At 69.6% G+C, this 21,731-nt stretch carries 20 protein-coding genes, 1 tRNA gene and 1 pseudogene; 15 read left to right on the forward strand and 7 right to left on the reverse strand.

Going from position 1 to position 21,731, the window contains the following annotated elements:
- Window positions 1-155 precede the first annotated feature (155 nt).
- A complete protein-coding gene (locus FPZ11_RS16030) occupies window positions 156-1,172 on the reverse strand; it encodes an o-succinylbenzoate synthase (protein WP_146322078.1) in 1,017 nt (338 codons plus the stop codon).
- A gap of 156 nt (window positions 1,173-1,328) precedes the next feature.
- Here FPZ11_RS16030 and FPZ11_RS16035 point away from each other — a divergent pair, with 156 nt between their 5' ends.
- The 4 genes from FPZ11_RS16035 (at window position 1,329) to FPZ11_RS16050 (ending at window position 5,913) form a co-directional block, all read left to right on the forward strand.
- Window positions 1,329-2,543, forward strand: coding sequence for an amidohydrolase (locus FPZ11_RS16035; protein ID WP_146322079.1), 1,215 nt, complete (start codon window positions 1,329-1,331; stop codon window positions 2,541-2,543).
- A gap of 58 nt (window positions 2,544-2,601) precedes the next feature.
- Window positions 2,602-3,543 (forward strand): 1,4-dihydroxy-2-naphthoyl-CoA synthase, encoded by a 942-nt coding sequence (locus FPZ11_RS16040; RefSeq protein ID WP_146322080.1) that lies wholly within the window; start codon window positions 2,602-2,604, stop codon window positions 3,541-3,543.
- A gap of 37 nt (window positions 3,544-3,580) precedes the next feature.
- On the forward strand, window positions 3,581-4,789 hold the full coding sequence (locus FPZ11_RS16045) for an AMP-binding protein (protein WP_168203873.1): 1,209 nt from the start codon (window positions 3,581-3,583) through the stop codon (window positions 4,787-4,789).
- A 152-nt stretch (window positions 4,790-4,941) separates the two neighbouring features.
- A complete protein-coding gene (locus tag FPZ11_RS16050) occupies window positions 4,942-5,913 on the forward strand; it encodes a 1,4-dihydroxy-2-naphthoate polyprenyltransferase (RefSeq protein WP_146322081.1) in 972 nt (323 codons plus the stop codon).
- 119 nt (window positions 5,914-6,032) lie between these two features.
- Here the strand turns inward: FPZ11_RS16050 and FPZ11_RS16055 are convergent, their stop codons facing one another.
- The gene (locus FPZ11_RS16055; protein WP_146322082.1) at window positions 6,033-6,347 is read right to left on the reverse strand and encodes a DUF4229 domain-containing protein; all 315 of its coding nucleotides are present in this window, start codon (window positions 6,345-6,347) and stop codon (window positions 6,033-6,035) included.
- Window positions 6,348-6,637: 290 nt separating this feature from the next.
- Here FPZ11_RS16055 and FPZ11_RS16060 point away from each other — a divergent pair, with 290 nt between their 5' ends.
- The 3 genes from FPZ11_RS16060 to FPZ11_RS16070 are packed head-to-tail and all read left to right on the forward strand — an operon-like array spanning window position 6,638 to window position 9,844.
- Window positions 6,638-7,000 (forward strand): PLD nuclease N-terminal domain-containing protein, encoded by a 363-nt coding sequence (locus FPZ11_RS16060; protein WP_146322083.1) that lies wholly within the window; start codon window positions 6,638-6,640, stop codon window positions 6,998-7,000.
- A complete protein-coding gene (gene menD / locus FPZ11_RS16065; protein WP_146322084.1) occupies window positions 6,993-8,921 on the forward strand; it encodes a 2-succinyl-5-enolpyruvyl-6-hydroxy-3-cyclohexene-1-carboxylic-acid synthase in 1,929 nt (642 codons plus the stop codon). The genes FPZ11_RS16060 and menD overlap by 8 nt, the downstream gene beginning before the upstream one ends.
- Window positions 8,922-8,956: 35 nt before the next feature.
- Window positions 8,957-9,844 (forward strand): PPK2 family polyphosphate kinase, encoded by an 888-nt coding sequence (locus tag FPZ11_RS16070; protein WP_437438604.1) that lies wholly within the window; start codon window positions 8,957-8,959, stop codon window positions 9,842-9,844.
- Window positions 9,845-9,969: 125 nt separating this feature from the next.
- On the opposite strand, the gene FPZ11_RS16075 is transcribed toward FPZ11_RS16070, so the two are convergent.
- Window positions 9,970-11,217 carry an isochorismate synthase gene (locus FPZ11_RS16075; RefSeq protein WP_168203874.1) on the reverse strand — a complete coding sequence of 416 codons (1,248 nt, stop codon included), beginning with the start codon at window positions 11,215-11,217 and terminating at the stop codon, window positions 9,970-9,972.
- A 119-nt stretch (window positions 11,218-11,336) separates the two neighbouring features.
- Here FPZ11_RS16075 and FPZ11_RS16080 point away from each other — a divergent pair, with 119 nt between their 5' ends.
- From FPZ11_RS16080 to FPZ11_RS16100, 5 genes and pseudogenes are all read left to right on the forward strand, one after another.
- Window positions 11,337-12,389, forward strand: coding sequence for a DUF2804 domain-containing protein (locus FPZ11_RS16080; protein WP_146322085.1), 1,053 nt, complete (start codon window positions 11,337-11,339; stop codon window positions 12,387-12,389).
- Between the two features lie 300 nt (window positions 12,390-12,689).
- Window positions 12,690-13,472: a class I SAM-dependent methyltransferase gene (locus tag FPZ11_RS16085; protein WP_246846310.1), complete on the forward strand. Its 783-nt coding sequence runs from the start codon at window positions 12,690-12,692 to the stop codon at window positions 13,470-13,472.
- Window positions 13,472-14,533, forward strand: a complete 1,062-nt coding sequence (locus FPZ11_RS16090) for a polyprenyl synthetase family protein (RefSeq protein ID WP_246846312.1) — start codon at window positions 13,472-13,474, stop codon at window positions 14,531-14,533. The genes FPZ11_RS16085 and FPZ11_RS16090 overlap by 1 nt, the downstream gene beginning before the upstream one ends.
- 141 nt (window positions 14,534-14,674) lie before the next feature.
- Window positions 14,675-16,035 (forward strand): annotated as a pseudogene (locus FPZ11_RS16095) (FAD-dependent oxidoreductase).
- A 170-nt stretch (window positions 16,036-16,205) separates the two neighbouring features.
- Window positions 16,206-17,279 (forward strand): alpha/beta hydrolase, encoded by a 1,074-nt coding sequence (locus FPZ11_RS16100; protein ID WP_146322086.1) that lies wholly within the window; start codon window positions 16,206-16,208, stop codon window positions 17,277-17,279.
- A gap of 108 nt (window positions 17,280-17,387) precedes the next feature.
- Here FPZ11_RS16100 and FPZ11_RS16105 read toward each other — a convergent pair whose 3' ends face one another.
- Window positions 17,388-18,272 (reverse strand): alanyl-tRNA editing protein, encoded by an 885-nt coding sequence (locus tag FPZ11_RS16105; RefSeq protein ID WP_146322087.1) that lies wholly within the window; start codon window positions 18,270-18,272, stop codon window positions 17,388-17,390.
- Between the two features lie 5 nt (window positions 18,273-18,277).
- The gene (locus FPZ11_RS16110) at window positions 18,278-18,766 is read right to left on the reverse strand and encodes a YajQ family cyclic di-GMP-binding protein (protein WP_146322088.1); all 489 of its coding nucleotides are present in this window, start codon (window positions 18,764-18,766) and stop codon (window positions 18,278-18,280) included.
- 140 nt (window positions 18,767-18,906) lie between these two features.
- Between FPZ11_RS16110 and FPZ11_RS16115 the strand changes: the two genes are divergently transcribed.
- From FPZ11_RS16115 to FPZ11_RS19390, 3 genes are all read left to right on the forward strand, one after another.
- The gene (locus tag FPZ11_RS16115; RefSeq protein ID WP_168203875.1) at window positions 18,907-19,437 is read left to right on the forward strand and encodes an LPXTG cell wall anchor domain-containing protein; all 531 of its coding nucleotides are present in this window, start codon (window positions 18,907-18,909) and stop codon (window positions 19,435-19,437) included.
- Window positions 19,438-19,541: 104 nt separating this feature from the next.
- Window positions 19,542-19,623, forward strand: a tRNA-Tyr gene (locus FPZ11_RS16120).
- A gap of 96 nt (window positions 19,624-19,719) precedes the next feature.
- Window positions 19,720-19,866, forward strand: a complete 147-nt coding sequence (locus FPZ11_RS19390) for a hypothetical protein (RefSeq protein WP_168203876.1) — start codon at window positions 19,720-19,722, stop codon at window positions 19,864-19,866.
- Between the two features lie 413 nt (window positions 19,867-20,279).
- On the opposite strand, the gene FPZ11_RS16125 is transcribed toward FPZ11_RS19390, so the two are convergent.
- Window positions 20,280-20,612, reverse strand: a complete 333-nt coding sequence (locus FPZ11_RS16125) for an SIP domain-containing protein (RefSeq protein ID WP_146322090.1) — start codon at window positions 20,610-20,612, stop codon at window positions 20,280-20,282.
- A gap of 120 nt (window positions 20,613-20,732) precedes the next feature.
- Window positions 20,733-21,719: an ABC transporter substrate-binding protein gene (locus tag FPZ11_RS16130; protein WP_146322091.1), complete on the reverse strand. Its 987-nt coding sequence runs from the start codon at window positions 21,717-21,719 to the stop codon at window positions 20,733-20,735.
- Between the last annotated feature and the right edge of the window lie 12 nt (window positions 21,720-21,731).

The raw sequence follows: 21,731 nt of genomic DNA on the forward strand, positions 1-21,731 counted from the left end.
GCGGTGCTCTCGCACCGCCGGATTCGACCGGCGCCGTTGCCGCGTGTGCAACACAACCTGCCACCGGCCACCGACATTCCCGTTGGATGTGCGTGGCCGGCTTCAGCGTGGCGCGTATCGCCGATCGGGATGCTGCTCAGCCCGGAGAAACGGTGTTAGCCCTGCTCCAGCTCTCGATAGCATCGCTCGACACGCGCCACCCACCAGGCGTGACGGTCGGCATCCGCGGCGTGCTCTCGCAGCAGGGCCTCGTCGGCCTCGACACGACGCACCGGAATCGCGCCGTCCACCGGCGTGAGCGGCTCGCGGGTGACATCCGCTGCCAGCAGTGCCGCCGTGCCGAGCCCGCAGTCGTAGTCGAGGTGCGGAACGGATGCCGCCAGCATCGCCCCCATGGCGAGCCCCACCGAGGTGTCGATCGCGCTCGACACCACCACGGGAAGCCCGGCGAGGCCGATGATCCCCAGTGCCGCCCGGATGCCCCCCAGCGGCTGCGCCTTCACGATCAGCACGTCGGCCGCGCCGGCGCGTGCCACCGCGAGGGGATCGGACGCCTTGCGCACGCTCTCGTCGGCTGCGATCGGGATGCCCATGTACTTCACGCGCCTGCGCACGTCGGCGAGCTCCTCGACGCTCGAACACGGCTGTTCGACGTACTCCAGGTCGTACGGCGCGAGTGCGTGGATGGCGTGTTCGGCCTCGTCCACGTTCCACAGCGTGTTCGCGTCGACGCGGATGCGCCCTTCCGGGCCGAGCACGTCTCGTACCGCCGCCACTCTGGCGACGTCATCGGCGAGCTGCTGCCCGGGCTCTGCGACCTTGACCTTGGCGGTGCGGCAGCCGGGGAACCGGGCCAGCACGCCCGCGACCTCGCCCGCCGCGACGGAGGGCACTGTGGCGTTCACTCCGACCGTGTCGCGTACCGGCACCGGGTCGTCTCCCCAGCCGAAGTCGATCGCGGCCGCCAGCCATGCTGATGCCTCGGCGTCGCCGTATTCGACGAACGGCGAGAACTCGGTCCACCCCCTCGGGCCGCGCGTGAGAAAGGCCTCCCGCACCGTGATTCCACGGAATCTCGTCACCATCGGCAGCGACACCACGCGGGCCTCGGCGAGCACGTCGCTCAGCGGGGGAAGGTCGGCGGCGGGGAGCGGGTGCGGAGCGGCTGGCATGGTCTCAGTGTTGCACCGAGCGGGTGTCGAGCGCCTCGGGCCGCGTGTTCGGCTCAACGCGCCGCGATGAGGTGCAGGCGTAGGCCCTCTGCGGCATCCAGGGCAGACTGGCTCTGGCCGCTGCATCGGCGGGCATTGTCGGCGGAAGGCGAAGTCATGGCGATCGATCTGGAAGAGACCTATAAGGACCTGCACGAGCATCCCGAGCTGTCGTATCAGGAACACCGGACGGCGAAGATCGCGGCCGACGGGCTGCGTGCCCTCGGCATCGACGTGGTCGAGGACATCGGCCGAACCGGCGTCGCAGGGGTGCTCGCCAACGGCGACGGCCCCACGGTGCTGCTGCGGGCCGACATGGATGCCCTCCCCGTCGCCGAGGAGACCAGCCTCGACTACGCGAGCACGCAGCGGGCGACCGACCCGGACGGCAACGACGTGCCCGTGATGCACGCCTGCGGACACGACGTGCACGTCACCTGTCTGCTGGGCGCGGCGGAGGCCCTGGTCGGCTCGAAGGACGAGTGGCACGGCACGGTCGTCTTCGTCTTCCAACCGGCGGAAGAAGTGGGCTCAGGTGCGCACGCGATGGTCGACGACGGCCTGTACGACCGCGTTCCGAAGCCCGACATCGTGCTCGGTCAGCACGTGGCGCCGGCACCGGCCGGAGTGGTGGGCGTGCACGCGGGACCCGCGTTCGCCGCGACCGACGACGTGATCGTCACCCTGCACGGTGAAGGCGGGCACGGGTCGCGACCCGAGGCGACGATCGACCCTGTCGTGATGGCGGCCGCGACGGTGATGCGGCTGCAGACGATCGTCTCGCGCGAGATCGCAGGAGGCGAGACCGCTGTCGTCACAGTCGGCACGTTGCATGCCGGCACCAAGATCAACATCATCCCGCCGGACGCCACGCTCGGCATCAACATCCGCACCTACGACACCGGTGTGCGCGACCGGGTGGTCGCCGCTATCGAGCGGATCGCGAACGGGGAGGCGGCGGCATCCGGGGCACCGCGCATGCCCGATGTCGAGACGCTCGACTCGTTCCCCGTGCTGCACAACGACGAGGCTGCGACGGAGCGCACCATCGGCGCCTTCCGCGCCGCGTTCGGAGCCGAGCGGGTGATCGATCCCGGCCGCGTCACCGGCAGCGAAGACGTGGGAACGCTCGCGACCGCGGCGGGTGTTCCGATCGTCTACTGGCTGCTCGGCGGGCTCGACCCGTCGCTGTTCACGCACGGGCTGGCGAACGGCACGACGGATGCCGACATCCCCTCGAACCACTCGCCGCACTTCGCGCCGCTCATCCACCCCACGCTGGAGACGGGCGTGCAGGCGCTCGTCGTGGCCGCGCGCGAGTGGCTGGGCTGAGTCGCAAGGGCGACGGTGAGGTGAGACCGTCGCGGCGTCAGTCCCTAGGCTGGATGCCATGAACCAGCAGGTTTCGGAGCTGTTCGACGCGGGCGAATGGATGCAGGCATCCATCGGCGAAGCGTTCACCGACGTCACGTACCACCACTCGAACGACGGGCGCATCGCGCGCATCGCCTTCAACCGGCCCGAGGTGCGCAACGCGTTCCGTCCGCACACGGTCGACGAGCTGTACACGGCTCTCGACGACGCCAGGCAGAACCCGCAGATCGGCGTCGTGCTGCTCACCGGCAACGGGCCCAGCCCGAAAGACGGCGGCTGGGCGTTCTGCTCGGGCGGCGACCAACGCATCCGGGGGCGCGACGGATACAAGTACTCCGACTCCGAGACCTCCATCGTCGACGGTGCGGGAGGCACGGCCGACAAGCCGGGCTCGCACGGCGCCGTCGGGCGTCTGCACATCCTCGAGGTGCAGCGACTGATCCGCTTCATGCCCAAGGTCGTGATCGCCGTCGTTCCCGGCTGGGCGGCCGGCGGCGGGCACTCGCTGCACGTGGTGTGCGATCTCACGATCGCCAGCGCCGAGCACGGCAGGTTCAAGCAGACGGATGCCGACGTCGGTTCCTTCGACGCCGGTTACGGCAGCGCCTACTTCGCCCGCCAGATCGGCCAGAAGTTCGCGCGCGAGGTGTTCTTCCTCGCTCAGGAGTACTCGGCGCAGCGCGCGTACGAGATGGGCGCGGTCAACGCCGTGGTGCCGCACGCTGAGCTGGAGAAGACGGCGATCGGCTGGGCGCGGACCATCCTCGGCAAGTCGCCCACGGCCATCCGCATGCTCAAGTTCGCGTTCAACGCGGTCGACGACGGCATGGTGGGGCAGCAGGTGTTCGCGGGCGAGGCCACGCGTCTCGCCTACGGCACCGACGAGGCCGTCGAGGGGCGCGACGCGTTCCTTCAGAAGCGGGAACCGGACTGGGCGCCGTTCCCCTGGCAGTACTGAGCGGGCTGATGCCCGCGACCGCCGCTAGCGTAGAGGGGTGACCCGCGAGCTCTCCGTGATCGATGCCGGGGACGCGCGCGCCGTGTTCGCGGCGCTGCGCGATGCGCTGACCGGCGACGGTCCCGCGGTGCTGCCGCGGCAGCACGTCGGTGTACCGGGCGGCGGTCACGAGGATGCGTCGGTGCCGGCCTCCGTGCCGCGCAACGTCGCGCTCGTGGTCGAGACCTCGGGTTCCACCGGCGCGCCGAAGCGGGTCGCGCTCAGCGCGGACGCCCTGCTCGCCAGTGCCGCGGCCTCCGCCGGTTCGATCGGCGGCCAGGAGCCCGGATCCGCTCGCTGGCTGCTGGCTCTGCCCGCGCACTACATCGCGGGCGCCAACGTGCTCGTGCGCTCGATCGCCGCGGGCACCGAACCGGTGATCCTGCCGCCCGGGCACTTCGACCCCGCGGCGTTCTGCGCCGCCGCCGACGCACTCGACGCCGATCAGCGGTTCACGTCTCTCGTGCCCGTGCAACTCGCTCGCCTGCTCGATGCCGCTCTCGACGCCTCCGTGTTGGGAGACAGCGCCATGCTCACCACCCTGCGCCGCTTCGACGCGCTGCTCATCGGCGGCCAAGCGCTTCAGCCCGACCTGCGTGACCGAGCGCTCGACGCCGGCCTGCGCATCGTGCGCACGTACGGCTCCAGCGAGACCTGCGGCGGGTGCGTCTACGACGGCGTGCCGATCGGCACCGTCGTCGCGCGGGAGTGCGACGGACGCATCGAGCTCTCCGGTCCCGTGCTCGCCGTGGGCTATCTGGATGCCACGGGCGGCATCGACCGCGACCGCACCGACGCGACGTTCCACGTCGCAGACGGCACGCGCTGGTACCGCACCGGCGACCTCGGAGCCGTGGATGCCGCCGGCCGCGTGCGCGTCACGGGTCGCGCCGACAACGTGATCATCTCGGGCGGCGAGAAGGTGTCGCTCGACGCGGTGCAGGCATCCGTTCGGCGTGTGCAGGGGTACGCGGAGGCGATCGTCGTGGCGACGAAGCACGTGGAGTGGGGACAGGCTCCCGTCGTTGTGGTGGCAGGGGAGCCGCCGCTGCCGCTCGCCGAGCTGCGCGCCGCCGTGCAGGCCGAGCTCGGCCACGCGGCGGCGCCCGACCGCGTCGTCGTCGTGCAGAGCATGCCGTTGCTGGCCTCCGGCAAGCCCGACCGCATCGCGCTCACCGCCCTCGTGTCGGGCACTTCCGCGGCTTGAGGAGCTCGCGGCGCCAGCCGGGAGCGTCTCGAAACCCGGCCCAGGCCCGGATAGACGTCCGGGTTTCGAGACGCGCGCTTCGCATGCTCCTCAACCCCCGGGAGGGGTGAGCGTGGGACCGCGCATCAGCGCCACCACTACAATTCCGGCTTGTGAGTAGCAGCGCGCGCAAAAGGACGAAGGCGAAGTCGAAGCGCAAGGGCGGGCATCCCGCGGGCAGACCCGGCGCGGTCGCGCCGGCGACCTTCCGCGACTGGGTGGGCGGCGCCCGGCTGCGCACGCTGCCTCTGGCCATCGCGCCCGTGCTCGTCGGCAGCGGCGCCGCGATCGACGCGGCGGGCGGCGGCATCTTCCACTGGATCCGCGCCATCCTCTGCCTCGTCGTCGCGCTGTGCCTGCAGATCGGCGTGAACTACGCCAACGACTACTCCGACGGAGTTCGCGGCACGGATGCCTACCGCGTCGGCCCGAGCCGGCTCACCGGAAGCGGCAGAGCGCGTCCGCGCACCGTGCTGATCGTGGCTCTCGTGTTCTTCGCCCTTGCGGCCGTCGCCGGCCTGCTGCTCGTGATCGCCTCGCACCAGTGGTGGCTGCTCATCGTGGGCGCGGCGGCGATCGCCGCGGCCTGGTTCTACACCGGGGGCAAGCATCCTTACGGCTACTACGGCCTCGGCGAAGTGTTCGTCTTCGTCTTCTTCGGCCTGGTCGCCACGGCCGGCACCATGTTCGTGCAGGTGCTCAACGTCTCGCAGGTGGCGTGGCTGGGCGCCGTCGCGGTCGGACTCTTCGCCTGCGCCGTGCTCATGGTGAACAACCTGCGCGACATCGACATGGACAAACAGGCGGGCAAGCGCACGCTCGCCGTACTGGTCGGGCCGACGTGGTCGCGCGTGCTGTACACGATCTTCGTGCTCGTGCCGTTCCTGATCCTCGCGCTGGTCAGCATCCTCTACACGCTCGGCTGGCTCGGGCTCTTCACCCTGCTCATCGCCCTGCCGGCCGTGGTCATCACGATCTTCGGCCGCACGCCCCGCGAGTTGATCACCGCACTGCAGCTCACGTCGATCAGCGCGCTGCTCTTCGCCGCGTTCTTCGGCGCCGCGATCGCCTGGTCGCCGCTGTGACATTCGCGCGCCGGTCCTCGCCCGGCGCATCGGCCTGAGCCCTGATCGCGCCAGGTCTTGGCTGCTGGGCCACGTTTTCCGGCGCGAGAGCCGAGACCTGGCGCAATAGTCGGCGCGCCCTACCGGGGACGGCGCCTCGCGGCGTCGGCCGCAGCGCTGTTCGCTGCGTCGACAGCGGCATCCTCCACCTCGTCGTCCACGGTCGGCTTCGCGACCGTGCGGTCGCGCTTGCCCGCTGAGGCCAGCTGACCGGCGACCTGCTCGCGCGGTCCGCGCAGGAACAGGTAGGAGAGACAGAATCCGATGACCACGGCGGCGATCGCCGACACGAGCCACAGATCGCCCGGCAGCACGAAGAACAGAATCACGAACGGCACGGCCACGAACAGAAGTCGCAGCACGGTGTAGGTGAGCCAGGCCGGAATGCGTTTCACCTTTCAAGTGTAGGGACGCTGCCGCGGTGCGCTTGCTGAGAGCCGCTGACAGCGGGGCCGCCTCACTGACAGCGGCGCCACTTTCCTGTCGCAACACGCCCTTGCGCCCAGACGGAAAGGGCGCGTTGCGACAGCAATTCGGCGACAGGATTCGGCGACGGTGAGTGGGCCGGTCTCGCCGGTCGAGCGATGGCGGCGTGTGGACCGACCGCGGGCGGCGGCATCCATCCACGGGGATTCCGCTGCCGGCTCACAGGTCGGCGCCGCGCGCGGCGGGTTAACATGGCCACATGGTTCGCGTCTGGCTCATCATCGGAGTCATCGCCGCGTTCTTCTACATCTACTCGATCGTGGACTGCGCGCTGGCCGATGGGCCGCGCGTGCGCGGCGTTCCGAAGGCCGCGTGGATCGCGATCGTCGTCGTGTTCGCCGTGATCGGCGGCATCCTCTGGTTCATGATCGGGCGACCGCGACGCGCCCTTCCGGCTGGCCCGCGCACCATGGCTCCCGACGACGACCCGGACTTCCTGCGCAACCTCGAGCGCGACCGCGCCCAGCAGGAGCGCATCCGCCGGCTCGAGCAGGAGCTCACCGACCTCGACGACACCCCCAAGAAGCGCCCCGGTGAGGCGGACGGCCACAGGGATGCCTGACCGCGCCGAAGCGCGCGGCCCTGCTTCCACGGGCGCAGCCGTGTCGTCCCCCGGCGACGTGTCGTCCGAGACGACGGGCGAGCCCGCCGACGCGCACGTCGTCGCGGCGCCGCCCGCAACGGGCAACCCCTCCACCGACGCGTCGATCGCCCTGCTGATCGCGCTCGTGCGCGCGGGGCTGCGCCACATCGTGCTCAGTCCAGGCTCGCGCTCTCAGGCTCTCGCGCTCGTCGCCGCCGAACTGGAGCGCGTCGATGCGATCGAGCTGCACGTGCGCATCGACGAGCGCGTCGGCGGCTTTCTCGCCCTGGGGATCGCGGCCGAGACCGGGTATCCGGCCGCCGTCATCACCACGAGCGGCACGGCCACGGCCAACCTGTTGCCCGCCGTGCTCGAGGCACATCACTCGAACCTGCCCATGCTGGTGCTCACGGCCGATCGGCCGAGCGAGCTTCGGGGCATCCGCTCGAATCAGACCACGGTGCAGGCCGGAATGTATGGCGCGGCCGTGCGGCGCGCGATCGACGTCGACGCCCCGACCGGCGCCGACGGAGACGTGGATGCCTACACCCGCCTCGCAAGCCAGGCCTGGTCGGCCGCGGTCGACGACCACGGTCCGGTGCACCTCAACCTCGCCTTCCGCGAACCCCTCTCCGTCGCCGTGCCCGACCTTGCGTCGGCATTCCCGTCTCCCGCCGCTGCCGCACTGAGCGAGCGAAGCGACCTCCGCCCCGATTCCGCCGAAGCGCCGGCACCTGCCGCGGGCGCCGTCCAGAGAACGCGGGGTGCCGTGAACATCGGCTCTGCGAACGTGGGCGGCGTGCCCGGCCGCAGGCACCGCTCGCTCGGCGCTGAGCTGCACACCGTCGTCATCGCGGGCAACGCCGCAGGTCCCGACGCCGAGGAGCTCGCGCGAGTCGGCGGCTGGCCGCTGATCGCCGAGGCGTCGAGCGGCGCACGATTCGGCCCGAACCTCGTGGTCGCCTATCGCGACCTGCTGCGCGAGCCGCAGTTCGGGGGCGCCGTGCGGCGGGCGATCGTGTTCGGGCATCCGACGCTCAGCCGCGAGGTGCCCGCCCTCTTGAAGCGCGACGACGTCGAGGTCGTCGTCGTCGCACCCGTCGGCGAGGACGTGTACGACCCGTCGCGGTCGGCGACCGTGGCGGCGTCCGTCGACGCGGGCGACGCGGACCCGCACGACAGGGATGCTCGGGCGTGGGTCGGAAGGTGGGTGTTCGCGAGCCGCGGGCTGCTCGACGGGCAGGCCGAGGCATCCGCCGATCACGTCGCCCCCGACGTCGACGCGGGGCGTTCGCACTCACCAGAGCAGCGTTTGGCGTTCGCGAAGACCGAGCTCGCTGCGGTGCGTGCGCCTGTCACGCGGCGCATGCTGACCGAGGCCGTGTGGCGCTTCACCTGGCCGCACGACCGGCTCGTGCTCGGGGCATCCCGGCTCATCCGCGACCTCGACGGCACGGTTCCGGGCAAGAAGATCAGGGTGCACGCCAACCGGGGACTCGCCGGCATCGACGGCACGATCGGCACGGCCATCGGCATCGCGCTCGCCGCGCAGACGCCGGAGGCGCCCGCAGGCGTCACACGGGTGCTGCTCGGTGACCTCGCGCTGCTGCATGATGCAGGATCCCTGCTCTTCGGCGACGGCGAACGCCGCCCGACCGCGCAGGTCGTGGTCGGCAACGACGGCGGCGGCACCATCTTCGACTCGCTCGAGGTGGCATCCACCGCGCCCGCCGGCGCCATGCGCCGCGTGCTCACGACACCGCAGAACGTCGATGTCGAGGCGCTGGCCCGGGCCTATGGTTGGAGCTACCGCCGGGCGGCGACGCGCGGCGAACTCGACCAGGCGCTGTCCGCACCGCCGCAGGGCGGGAGCATCGTCGAGGTGCCTCTGCAACGCTGACGCGACGAGGATGCCGCGCCGACCGAAGGAGCATCGTGGCACCCAGCAGAGACGCGCACCAGCGCAGCACCTGGATTCTCGACCCGCCGGAGGCGCTGATCGCGCGCCCCGGATTCGACCTCGAGTCACGGGCGACGGACTCGCGACCCGGCTTCGACGGATCGGCCAAGTCGGGCAGGCGGGCGTTGCGCGGGGCGTCCGCAGAACTCGCCGAGCTGCAGGAGCGGCTCTACGCGGCCGGAGTCGACGGCGCGCGCGACGCCGTGCTGCTCGTGCTGCAGGGCATGGACACCGCGGGCAAGGGCGGCACCGTCGCCCACGTCGTCGGCGCGGTGAACCCGCAGGGTGTGCACTACACGGCATTCAAGAAGCCCACCGACGAGGAGCTCGCGCACGACTTCCTCTGGCGCATCCGCCAGCACGTGCCCAGCCCCGGCATCATCGGCGTCTTCGACCGTTCGCACTACGAAGACGTGCTGATCGGCCGGGTGCACTCCCTCGCGTCACCAGAGGAGATCGAACGTCGCTATGGGGAGATCAACGCGTTCGAGCGCGAACTGGCCGATGCGGGCATCCACATCATCAAGGTGATGCTGCACGTCGGCTTCGACGAGCAGCGCCGTCGGCTGATGAAGCGTCTCGACCGGCCAGACAAATACTGGAAGTTCAACCCCGCCGACATCGACGAGCGTCAGCACTGGAACGAGTACCGGCGCGCGTACCAGCTCGTCATCGATCGCACCTCGACCGACGTCGCGCCGTGGTTCGTGGTGCCCGCCGATCACAAGTGGTACGCGCGGCTAGCGGTGCAGCAGCTGCTGCTCGACACCCTTGAGTCGCTCGACCTCGGCTGGCCTCCTGCCCGATTCGACGTGGATGCCCAGCGCGAGCGCCTGCGCACGCTCGCCATCCTCCCCGGGTGAGGTAACCGAGGGTTGAGGAGCTCGTGGCGTCAGCCGCGGGCGTCTCGAAACCCGGCGCGCGGGAGACGTCGGGGGTTGCGAGACGCGCTTCGCGTGCTCCTCAACCCGCGGAGGGGGAGCCCTTCCTACCCGAACGCCTCGGTGATCGGGCGGAACTTCATCTTCGTCTCGGCAAGCTCGCGCTCAGGCACCGAGTCGGCCATGATGCCGCATCCGGCATATGCCGTGATGTCGCCCGACGGCTTCACCTGGGCACAGCGCAGGGCGATCGCCCACTCGCCGTCGCCGTCGGTGCCGATCCAGCCGACGGGGCCGGCGTAGCGCTCGCGGTCGAAGGGCTCGAGCTCGCGGATGAGCTGCAGCGCGGCATCCGTCGGCGTTCCGGCCACGGCGGCGGTCGGGTGCAGGGCGGAGACGAGATCGAGCGAGCCCGACCCGTCGCTGAGCGTGCCGGAGACGTCGGTGGCCAGGTGCCAGAGGTTGGGGAGCTTCAGCGGGAACGGTGATTCGCTCGTCGTGAGCGCCGAGGTGTGCGGAGTGAGTGACGTGATGACGCTGCGCACCGCCACCTCGTGCTCCTGAAGGTCCTTCGCGCTGGCAAGTAGAGCAGCGGCTGATTCGTGATCGGAATCGGCGTCGCGCCCGCGTTCGCTCGTGCCGGCCAGCACGCGTGCGTCGAGGGTCCCGCGGTGTACGCGAACGAGGGTCTCGGGGCTGGAGCCGACCATGCCGTCGACGGCATACGTCCAGCATTCGGGATAGCCGAGGGCGAGCTCGACGAGCGCGCGGCGCACATCCGACTCGATGGGCAGGTGCGCACGCAGATCGCGCGCGAGAACCACCTTCTCCAGGTCGCCCTGCCGAATGCGCTGCACGGCTTCACCGACCGCGCGCTTGTACGCCTCGCGGGTCAGGGCGCCCGGCAGCATCGTGAGTCGGTACTCGGCACCGAACGGCTCAGTGTGCGGAGCGGCGGGCATCGCCTTGTCATCGGTGCGGCGGATGCGCGTGATCCAGCTGCGTCCGTCGCGGCGGCCGATGATCACAGCGGGCACGATCAGCACACTGGTGGCGGCGCTGTCGTCGTCGAACGCGAAGGTGCCGAACGCGACGAGACCGGTGCCGGGCATCCTCACCTGGTCGGTGACCGTGGAGGCAGCAGCGAGCTGCTTCCAGGCAGCGGACGCCTGCGCGATGCGGTCGGCTCCACGGAACTCCAGCCGCAGCGCCTCGCCGACGCCTGCGATGCCCTCACCTTTGCGCAGCCACAGAAGAGGAGTGTGCGCGTCGGCGAAGGGAATGATGTGTCGGACGTCGTCGAGCAGGGTGGTCTCGACCGTCAACGCCTGTACTCGGGTTGCGGCTACGGTCACGGTTCTAGCGTACGTCCGCGTCCTGAGCGCGGCCTCACCGGTGGCTGCGCGTGGGCCGGGGAACGCGTGGGCGCCGATAGTCTGTGCAGCACCCGCCCCGACTCGACGAGGAGTCCCCTGTGCTTCCAGAGCGCCAGCTCACCGGCCCCGTGAGCCTCTGCCTGCCGAACGGGCGGCTGAACCCGGATGCCGTCGGCTGGGCCCGCACCCCGCTCGTGAACACCGACGGTGTCGCCCGAGGCCCACGCCCCTACGCCTGGGGCCGCAATAAGCGCTGGGAGTACTGGGGCATCACGACGCCCACGCACCTCATCGGTCTGACGGTGTCGTCCATCGACTACGCGGGCGTCCACGAGCTGTGGGTGTTCGATCGCGACAGCCGCAAGGAGGTCGCGGTGAATGCCGTCGTGCCGCTGGCGCGCGACGTGGTGCTGCCGGGGACGCTGGGCGCAGGGCCCGCAAGCGCCAGGGCGAAGGTGCCGCTGGGCGAGCTGCGCATCGACATCGACGAGGTGGCAGGCGGAACGCGGCTGACGGCATCCGCTCCCCGCGTCTCGCTCGACATCGTGGCCACCCGCCCCGACGGTCGCACCCTCGCCGACCACGAGGCGATGGGCGTGGTGGTGCCGTGGAGCAGGCGTCTGTTCCAGTACACGGTGAAGGATGTCGACCGCCCGGCGATGGGAACGCTCACCATCGACGGCGTGGAGCACGGCGTTCCGGCGGGGGAATCATGGGCCGTGCTCGATCACGGGCGCGGGCGCTGGCCGTACAGCGTCGCGTGGAACTGGGGCGCGGCATCCGGCTTCGTGGGCTGGGTCGGTGAGCAGCGCAGGGTCGGCGTGCAGCTGGGCGCCAAATGGACGGACGGAACCGGCTCGACCGAGAACGCGATCACGGTCGACGGCAGGGTGCACAAGATCAGCGAGGAACTCGTCTGGGAGTACCGGCCGGGCGAGTGGATGACGCCGTGGCACATCAAGGGGGAGCGCGTGGATGCCACGTTCACGCCGTTCCACCTCAAACAGTCGTCGACGCAGCTGGGCGTCATCGCCTCGAGCACGCGCCAGTGCTTCGGTCACTACTCCGGCTGGATCGCCACCGACGACGGTGCCGGCCAGAGGATCGACGGCCTGCTCGGCTGGGCGGAGGACGTGCACAACCGCTGGTGAGCGGGCGGCAGGGCGCGGACTGCCGCGGGTTGAGGAGCACACGGCGTAAGTCGTGCGCGGACTACCGCGGGATGCGGGGCAACGATGACGCCACGTTTCGTGCGGCCGACGTCGCGCACAAGCGCGCCCTATCGCGGCTGCGCCGCTCAGAGACTCAATCGGGTCGGCCCTGCGAGCGAGCTCGCAGCGCTCTCCCCTCAATCGCCTCTATCGCGGCTGCGCGGCTCAGAGACTCAATCGGGTCGGCCCTGCGAGCGAGCTCGCAGCGCTCTCCCCTCAATCGCCTCTAAGCTTGACCGGGTGAGTAGGGCCGACCTGAGCAAACAGCCGTCGGACGTCGCCGCGATGTTCGATGAGGTCTCGGTCGGATACGACCGCACGAACACGGTGCTGTCCGTCGGCAACGCGACGCTGTGGCGCATCGCCACGACGCGCGCCGTCGATCCGCGCCCCGGTCAGCTCATCCTCGACGTGGCCGCCGGAACCGGCACCTCCAGCGCGTCCCTCGCGCACTCGGGTGCTCGCGTCATCGCCGCCGACTTCTCTCCAGGCATGATCGCCGTCGGCAGGCAGCGTCAGGCCGGCAACCCGAACATCGAGTTCGTGCAGGCGGATGCCACACAGCTCCCGTTCGACGACGACAGCTTCGACGCTGTGACCATCTCGTTCGGGCTGCGCAACATCGTCGACCCGGGCGCCGCGCTCGCCGAGTTCTTCCGGGTGACGAAGCCGGGCGGCAGGGTCGTGGTGTGCGAGTTCTCGCGGCCGCCGGCATCCCTGATCCGCGCCGGCTATTACGCGTACCTGCGCTACGGCATGCCGATCTTCGCCAGGCTCGCCTCGTCGAACCCGGTCGCCTACGCATACCTCATGGAGTCGATCCGGGACTGGCCCGACCAGCACACGCTCGCCGGCATGATTCGCCGGGCGGGGTTCGAGCGGGTCGCGTACCGCAACCTCACCGCGGGCATCGTGGCCCTGCATCGCGGTTTCGTGCCGCCGACCGAAGCGGATGCCGCACCGTCGGCCGGGCGCGGAGCATCCGCCGCCCCGAATTCCGTCGACCCGAAGGGTGACCAGTAGTGCCATCGCTGCCTCTCGCGCGTCGGGGGACGACGCTGACCAGCCAGCTCGGGCTCGGTGAACGGTTCTTCGCGTCCGGAAAAGACAGGCGGTTCGCGGCCCGTATCGACGAGGGTCTCGATCAGGTCGAGGCGGGCCTCGCCGAACAGGTCAAGTTCGCCGATCAGCTCGCGGATGTCACGGCCGCTTATCTGCTCAACGCCGGAGGCAAGCGGGTGCGCCCCATGCTCACCCTGCTCACCGCACAGCTCGGCGAGGGGGCGACGCCCGAGGTGATCACGGCGGCGCAGGCCGTGGAGATCACGCACCTGGCATCCCTTTATCACGACGATGTCATGGACGAGGCTCTCACCCGACGTGGGGTGCCCAGCGCACAGCACGTGTGGGGCAATTCGGTGGCGGTGCTCACCGGCGACCTGCTCTTCGCGCGCGCCAGCCAGCTCGTGGCGAGTCTCGGCGAGGGCGCCATTCGGCTGCAGGCCGACACCTTCGAGCGACTGTGCCTCGGCCAGCTGCACGAGACGATCGGGCCGAACGAGAGCGACGGCCCGATCGAGCATTACATCGGCGTGCTCGCCGACAAGACCGGTTCGCTCATCGCGGCGGCCGCCCAGATGGGCGTGATGTTCTCGGGCGCTCCGCAGGAGTACAACGCGTCGGTGATGGAGTTCGGCGAGAAGATCGGCGTGGGCTTCCAGCTGGTCGACGACGTGATCGACCTCTCCGCCAGCGACGCCGAGACCGGCAAGACGCCTGGCACCGACCTGCGCGCCGGTGTCGCCACGCTGCCCCTGCTCAAGCTGCGCGAGCTGGCTCCGAACGATGTGGATGCCGCTGCCCTGCTCGAGCGCATCGAGACCGAGGTGCTCGGTGCGGGCGACGAGGTCGACGTGAGCGAGATCGTCGGGCAGCTGCGCGATCATCCCGTGACCCAGCAGACGCTCGACGAGGCGCACCGTTGGGCGCGCGAGGCCGTCGAGGCCATCGCACCCCTGCCGGAAGGCCCCGTGAAACGTGCCCTCACCCGGTTCGCAAACTCGATCGTCGAACGCTCCAGCTGATCGATCCGACGAGAAGGATGCCCGCCCATGCACGTCAGCAGCGCCCTCCATGCCGAGAAGGCGCAGGCGCGCCGCTCCGTGCGCAGGGATGAGGCAGAGCGCCAGCCCGACACCGACCACGACGACGAAAAGGACCCCGTCATGACCAAACTCCGCTTGGCGATCATCGGGGCAGGACCCGCCGGAATCTACGCCGCCGACATCCTGCTCAAGGCGGAGCGCGAGTTCGACGTGTCGATCGACCTGTTCGACCAGCTCCCTGCTCCCTACGGCCTGGTGCGTTATGGCGTTGCCCCCGACCACCCGCGCATCAAAGGCATCATCACGGCTCTGCGCGACGTGCTCGACCGCGGCGACATCCGCATCTTCGGCAACGTGCGCTACGGCACCGACATCACCCTCGAAGACCTGCAGCACCACTACAACGCGGTCATCTTCGCCACCGGTGCGGTGCGCGACGCCCCCCTCGACATCGTTGGCGTCCAGGCCGAGGGGTCGTACGGCGCTGCCGACTTCGTGAGCTGGTACGACGGGCATCCCGATTTCCCGCGCACCTGGCCGCTCGAAGCGGAGTCCGTCGCGGTGATCGGCAACGGCAATGTGGCGTTGGATGTCGCGCGCATCTTGGCGAAGCATCCAGAAGACCTTCTCCCCACTGAGATTCCCGACAATGTGTACGAGGGTCTGCAGGAGTCGCCGGTCACCGACGTGCACGTGTTCGGCCGGCGCGGGCCGACCTCGGTGAAGTTCACACCGCTCGAGCTGCGCGAGCTCGGCGAGCTGCGCGACGTGGACATGATCCTCTACGACGAGGACTTCGACTACGACGACCACGCACGCGAGGTGATCGCCGGCAACAAGCAGGTGCTCGTCATCGACCGGGTGCTGCAGCAGTGGCGGCAGCGTGAGGTGGGCCAGGCATCCCGCCGGCTGCACCTGCATTTCTACGCGAAGCCCACGGAGTTCGTCGAAGACGAGAACGGGCATGTGAGCGCCATCAGGTACGAGCGCACGGCCCCCGACGGGCAGGGCGGCGTCGTCGGCACCGGCGAGGTGCGCGAGATCCCGGTGCAGGCCGTGTACCGGGCCGTCGGCTACTTCGGGTCGCCGCTGCCTGGCATCCCGTTCGACAAGCGGCACGGCGTGATTCCGAACCACGAGGGCCGGTGCTGCACACCACCGACAACGCCCAGTTCTACGGCGTGTACGCCACGGGGTGGATCAAACGCGGTCCCGTCGGCCTCATCGGGCACACCAAGTCGGATGCCATGGAGACGGTCTCGCACCTCATCAACGACCTCGGCAACTGGTGGACGCCCGCCGACCCGTCCGAGGCGTCGGTGGTAGAGCTGCTGCGCTCGCGCGACGTGGAGTTCACCAATCTCGACGGCTGGCACAATCTCGACGCGCACGAGATGGCGCTCGGTGCGGCCCAGGGTCGCGCGCGCATCAAGGTGGTGCCGCGCGACGAGATGGTGCGGGTGTCGAACAGCCCGGCCTGAGCCGCGCGTCGTCCCTCGGGTTGAGGAGCACCGCGAAGCGGCGCGTCTCGAAACCCGATGCTCTGCGCTGCCGTGGGTTTCGAGACGCCCGCGGCTGCGCCGCGAGCTCCTCAACCCGCGGTATCACCCCAACCGGCGGTGACGTGACAGAGCCCGCATAGGCTTGCCGCATGGGGGAATGGGCACCTGATGTGCTCGGCCGGCCCTTCGAGCAGCGCACGTTGCGTCTCGGGGCGGAATCGGTCGGCGTGGCTTCGGTGGATGCCGCGCCCGTCGACCCGACGTCCGGCAGGGTGCCGAGGCGCGGCACGCCGTCCAGTGCGAACGCGCACGCTCGCACGCTCGTGGCGACGGTCGTGCGCTACCGGCGACGGCCCCGCGTCGCGCTGGCGCTGCCCGCGCGCGGATACGACGTGCTCTACGTGCATGGCTGGTCGGACTACTTCTTCCAGAAGGAGCTCGCCGAGTTCTGGTGGCGTCAGGGTGCGCGCTTCCACGCGCTCGACCTGCGTCGCTACGGGCGCAGCCTGCGGCCCGGTCAGACGCCGGGATTCATCAGCGACCTGCAGACCTACGACCAAGACATCGCCGCCGCGCTGGGAGCGATGGGCCACACGCCGACTGCTGGCGGGCATCCACGCCGGCGGCTGATCCTGATGGGTCACTCGACGGGCGGCCTCACGCTCAGCCTGTGGGCAGCTCGGCACCGTGGCGTCGCGTCGGCGCTGGTGCTCAACAGTCCGTGGCTGGAGTTTCAGACCGGGTCGTTCGGCCGTGACATGCTGCGCCCGCTCATCGACCTGCATGCCAGGGTCGCGCCACGCGGCAGGATGCCGTCTGTCGACTTCGGCTTCTACTCTCGTTCGGTCTCCGCAGCCGAGCAGGGCGAGTGGACGTACAACCCTGACTGGCGTCCCGAGCGCGGCTTCGCACTGCACCCTGCGTGGTTGCGCGCGGTGCTGGAGGGCCATCGCCGCGTGGCGAACGGGCTGAACCTGGACCTTCCGGTCTTCACCATGCTGTCGGCGAGGTCGACGATCTCTCCGGTGTGGAGCGACGCCATGCTGCGCACCGACACCGTGCTGGACGTGGACGAGATCGCCGCCCGCGCCACCCAGCTCGGCTCACGGGTCACGGTGCAGCGCTTCGACGGAGCGTTGCACGACATCGTGCTGTCGGCTCCGCCGGTGCGCGCGGAGGCGTACGAGGCGATGGCGCGGTGGCTGCGGTACGCGCTGGGGTGAGGGTCTCAGCTCGCAGGCGGCCGCGTCACCGTGCAGGATATGCGTGCCGCCGAGACGATATCCGTCGCGGCCGTCGTTATTTCCTGTTCTGTGTCGCGCTCGCGCCGGTCAGCGGGTCGCCGCGGAGCAGCGCATCGTCAGCGTCGTCGTGCCCGCGTCGTCCCCGAGCTCCAAGGCGACGGATGCTCCGCCCAGCTCCCCGAGCGAGCTCAGGTGGGTGCCGCCGCACGCGATGCGGGCGATGCCGCCCGGCAATTCGCACACCCAGTACCGAGGGTCGCTGAGACCGTCGCCCTCGCGCTCGATGTGCACGGGGGCGTCGGTGGCGATCCACTCGAGCAGGGTGGCGGTGGCGGCCGAAGCGACGGCATCCAGCGCGTCGTCGAGGCCCTCGGTGGCGAAGCCCTTGCGCCGCAGGGACTTGTTCAGGCGGAACACGTCGACCGAGCCGTCGGGCACGATCGTCGAGGACTGAATGGCCTCGTGATCGAAGTCGGGGCGGCCGAGGGCATCCTCGCGCACCGGCTTGCTCCAGCGGTCGGCGAACGCCGCATTGAGGGCAAGGGATGCCACGTGGCACAGCGTGTGCCCCGCCGAGAGCGCGCGGCGGTGCGCGGCGTCCACACTCACGACCACCTCGTCGCCGACCGCGATGCGACTGGGCTCGGCCAGCACGTGCACGACGACGAACGCCCAGCCCTCCGTGCCGCGGCGCACGGGAACGTCGTCGCCGACGAACAGGTTGGTGCCATCGGTGGCGCCGACGACGACGTCGAGAAGGGATGCCTCGCGACCGTCGACGAGAATGCTGCCGGCATCCGATCCCTGGTCGGGCCACGCCAGGTCGACGGGATGCGCCGGCGTGCGGTCGAGCAGCACGAGTTCGCGGCCGTCGCCGTACGGCTGCACGTGCAGCACGACGCCGTCGGCGCGCAGCGACTCGGCGCCCGTGGTCGGGTAGAGAACGACGGTGTCGGTCGAGGGGAGCGGCATCGAGATCAGCGGAAGTTCACGAACTGCAGGTCGACGTCGACGTCGGCCTTCTTGAGCAGTGCAATCGTGGCCTGCAGGTCGTCCCTGCTCTTCGAGGAGACGCGCACCTCGTCGCCCTGGATCTGGCTCTTCACCGACTTGGGCGCCTCGTCGCGGACGAGCTTGTTGATCTTCTTGCCTGCCTCCTGGTCGATGCCCTGCTTGAGGCCGACCTCGAGGCGGAACTCCTTGCCGCTGGCGTAGGGGTCGCCGGCATCCAGGCTCTTCAGCGAGATGCCGCGCTTGATGAACTTCGACTCGAGCACATCGAGGATGGCCTTCACGCGCTCCTCGGTGTTGGCCTTGAGCAGCACCTTCTCGCCGCTCCACTCGACCGATGCTCCGACGTTCTTGAAGTCGTAGCGCTGCTCGACCTCCTTGCGCGCCTGGTTGACGGCGTTGTCGGCCTCCATCTTGTCGACTTTGCTGACGACGTCGAACGACGAATCTGCCATGACGTGTGGCTCCTTCGTGAGATGCGGTGCGATCGGCTTTCGCCTGCATGCGAGTTTACGGGCAGGGGCCGCACCGCCGATCGGAGCCGGCGCCGAAGTGTTTCCTCGTGCGGGGCATCCGCTACCTCTATGCTGGCGGCGTGACCGAACGCATGAGCGGCCTTGCCGCGACCGGATCCGACGTGACACCCTGGCTCGTCGTCGCGGGCATCATCGTGCTGCTCGGCGTCATCGCGCTCATCGTTGCGGGCATCGTGCGCTCGCGCCGCGCCGAGAAACAGGTCGAAGACGCGGCGGAGTCGGTGGCGGATGCGGGTGGCGCGCTTCCCACGCCCGACCCGAACGCGCCGGCCTCCGACGAGACGGTCATCGACGAGGCGGCAGGGCTCGGCGGTGCTGCTGCGGCCGGTGCCGCTGCTGCAGGAACCGCGGCGGGCGACGCGGAGGAGGCGCCGTTCGACGGCGACGCCGCGGAGATCAGCCCGAACGACGAGTTCATGCCCAACGTCGGCACCGTGGGCGGCGGCCTGAATGCGCCGGCCGACACCTCATGGCCGGCCGACGGCGAGGCGTTCACGGAGCGCCCGACGGAGCCCGCCGAGGGCGAGAGTCCGGAGAAGGACGTGCCCCCGTTCGACCCGCCGACCGAGAACGACGACCCGTCGAAGTAGGTCACAATCGCGCGGCCGTTGCGCGGATTTCTTAGGATGCCCCCGCCCGGGTATTCTTGTGAGGCGCCTTCGGTCAGGTGATCACATGTGGTCGGGAGCGCCAAGGCAGGTTACCCAAGCGGCCAAAGGGATCTGACTGTAAATCAGCCGGCATAGCCTTCGGGGGTTCGAATCCCTCACCTGCCACCCAGACAATCACTGGGATCACGCCCCGTCGCTCATCGAAGCGGCGGGGCGTTCTCGCTACTTGCTCGCAGGCTTCGGCGCGATACATTCACGATCATGTCGGGGATCGAGTCATCCCTTCGCGCCGGAACGACGCATGCCGAGCGCACCGCGGCGAGCGAGGATGCACATCGTCCGACCGCGTGCACAATCAGTCTCGATGACTGGGACCTGCTCGCGCAGCATGTCGAACAGGAGCGCTGATTCCTCACCTGTCAAGGGGTGGTTTCGAACCCTGCCGAGGCCTACGGTGATCTCACCGTTCTTTGGTGGGAGTAGACCGGTGCAGTGTCCCGGCGTGGGGGTGCCGGGACACGTCCATGTCCGGGCGGCGTCGATGCTGCATGCAGAGGAATGTGGCCAGCACGCCAAGGCCACAACGGGGATCACCACGATGGGCACGAAAGAACCGCGCCCACGGAACGGTGATCGACCCGCGATGCTGACGCGCCGACCAGCGTTCGGGTGACTGGTCGGCGCGCCGCCCTCACGGGCAGGAAAGACTCGAGAGCCTTTCATCTCAGAAGACGCCGAGTCCCCGCATGCATGACGGGAATACCCCTGCACTGGGGGCACGCGCACGCCACCACGCCCAGGCTGATCCGACCGGCCGGCTCTCAGTCCGATGGCTGCCCGCGTCTCCAGTAGCCGACGAGTTCGGTGTGCGATCGGGGGATGTCGCGCGCGGCCCTCAGATATCGGCGGATGACTTTGAGCTCAGCTGTCTCGCATCCCGCCCCTACGAAGGGGAGCCCACCGGACAGTTCCGTGGCTCTGAGGGCGCGCACGAGCACGTTGCCGCTGCCGACCGAGCGGATCCACTGCACTCGGACATCCGGCATCGGATCGACGAGCTCGTCGAGTTCGACGCGATGCATGTCGTGGTGGACCTCTGCCGAGGCGACGCGGTGCTCGCGAAGGGCGTCGCCGCGCACCGTGACGCGCACCATTCCGGCCGAGAGGAATCGGCGCTCGGAGAGCGTCGCATCGAACAGACGCAGCGGTGGACGCGGTCCCGGCGCTCGATGCCCGCCGGGACCGCGTCCGCATTCATTCCGGGATCCGAGTGCTCAGTGCTCGGCCTTCAACGCGTCGCCGATCGTGTCCACGATGCCGATGGCGTCGGAGTAGGAGCCGGGCAAGAAGTCAGCCGTGCCGATCAGGTGGCCCTTCTGGGCGCCCGGCAGCTTCGTGAAGGTCGGCAACGCGAACAGCTTGTCGATGTTGTTCGCCGGCGAGCCGTCGTTGTTCGTGTAGTAGATGATGTTGTCGGCGTCGGAGAGCAGATCGGCCTGTTCGTACGACACGGAGTTCGTTCCGCCCGGTTTGACGTCGGTCGTGGCGCGAGCGAAGTGTGCGCCGAGCTTCGTGAGCACGTTCCCGACGTCGGAGGTCGTGCTGTAGATCCAGTAGTTCCCGTTGTCGAACCCGCCCTGGATGATGTCCCACTTCAGCGTGCTGAGCTGATCGGCATACTCATCGCGCACCGAGGCGATCGCCGAGTCGTACTTCGCCTTCAGGGATTTCAGTTCGGGGGCCCTGTTCACGAAGGACGCCGTATAGGTGGGGTAGGTCTGCCACGTCGTGGCGTCCGTGAATGGCGCGAACACGGTGGGGGCGATCGCCTCGAGCTTGGCGTACGCCTTGTGCAGATAGGGCACGTCCGCCCCGACGATGAGGTCGGGCTTGAGCGAGGCGATCTTCTCGAAGTCGATGTCGGCGCCGCTGGTCACCTTGGGCACGGCCTTCCAGCGCGCGAGGTAGCGCGACGGCACGTATTGTGCGCCGCTGTCCTCCACACCGACGGGCGTCACCCCGAGATCGAAGAGCGATTCCGTCGTCCACGAGTGCACGGAGACGACGCGCAGCGGATGCTCCGGCACGGCGACCTTGCCCATGGCAGTGGCGACGGTGCGGGTGGCGGCCGTGGCATCCTCCGCCCCGGATGGGGACGCGGCACAGGCGGCCAGCAGGGCGGCGATGGCGGCGCCGGTGGTCACGGCGAGGATGCGCCGGCGAATCCGGGATGCTCGCGGGCGGTCAACGGGTCGGGTCATGCTGTGCTCCTG

Source organism: Humibacter ginsenosidimutans, assembly GCF_007859675.1.
Lineage (GTDB): Bacteria > Actinomycetota > Actinomycetes > Actinomycetales > Microbacteriaceae > Humibacter > Humibacter ginsenosidimutans.